General features: G+C 65.2%; 1 protein-coding gene. It reads right to left on the bottom strand.

Annotated features, from left to right (window positions below; all coding sequences use genetic code 11):
* Window positions 1–1049, bottom strand: a 1049-nt coding sequence (locus tag ACM6LU_RS39155; protein WP_414942917.1) for an IS630 family transposase, incomplete at its 3' end; no start/stop codon positions are given.
* Between the last annotated feature and the right edge of the window lie 89 nt (window positions 1050–1138).

Below are 1138 nucleotides of genomic sequence, written 5' to 3'. Positions count from 1 at the left end.
TGGGCTGCGAGGACGTCGGGGTGCCGGGCGTTGGCGTTGCGCCAACGTAGGTAGTCGTGCAGGGCGCGGGTCGCGACAGTGTGGTTCGGGTGGTTCGATCCGGCGACGACGAAGGTTTTCAGCGGCCCGAAATGTGCTTCGATCGGATTGGCCCAGGAACAGTAGGTCGGGGTGAAACACAGCTCGACGTTGCTGCGGGCCGCCCATGCCCGGATCGTGGCGCCTTTGTGGGCGGAGAGGTTGTCCAAAATTATGTAGATCGGTGCGCCGTCCGGGCGCGCGGCGCGGATGGTTTTCAACGCTGCCAGGGTGTTCACGGCGGACTTTCGTTCCCGGACCATGCCCCAGAGGGTGTCGTCTCCCATCGAGTAGCAGCCGTGGAATTGCCGGACGCCACACAGTTTGTGGTAGTTGGCGGGCAGCCTGTCGGGGTGGTTCTTCTTCACCCAGCCGGCGCCGAGGTGAGGTCGGATGGTCAGCGGGCCGAACTCGTCGAACGCGAACACCCGGTCCGGGACGTTGCTGGACAAGTGCTCGATGCGGGCGAGTTTGGCGTCGCGGTCGGGGTCGTTGGATTCCTTCCAGGTTTTGGTGCGCTGGAAGGTGATGTCATGTTTACGCAACAACTGCCGCAACCGTTCCCGCCCGACCGTCACCCGGCGGGTCCCGCGGTTGCGTGCCAGATATGCGGAGAGTTTCCGCAGGCTCCAGCGGGTGAAGGGCTGCTCAAGTGTCTCCGGTCGCGTGGTGGCCGTCGCGATGATGAAGACTTCGTCCTCAGGACTGATCAGGCGGGGACGGCCACCCGCCCACCGAGGGTCCAGGCAGGCCAGGCCCATCTCGTTGAACCGGTGGATCACTCCCCGGATCGCATCCTCGTCGCCCTGGACCAGGCGCGCGATGGCCGGGACGGTGTTTCCACTGGCCGAGGCCATGATCACCATCGCCCGCCGCAGCCGGATCGACGACCCAGTACCTCTCCGCACGATCTTCTGCAGCCGCTGACCCTCCTGATCGGTCAAACGACGCGCCCGAACTGGTTTTGCCATCCACCCAGACTGACGCCCCGACGATCACCCGCCACGAACGCCGACCGGCGTGTCGCCAACCCGGCCAACGTTCATGGACACAGCACTAG

The organism is Amycolatopsis sp. cmx-11-51 (genome assembly GCF_047608665.1).
GTDB lineage: Bacteria > Actinomycetota > Actinomycetes > Mycobacteriales > Pseudonocardiaceae > Amycolatopsis.
This window is presented reverse-complemented; position numbering and strand designations above follow the sequence as displayed.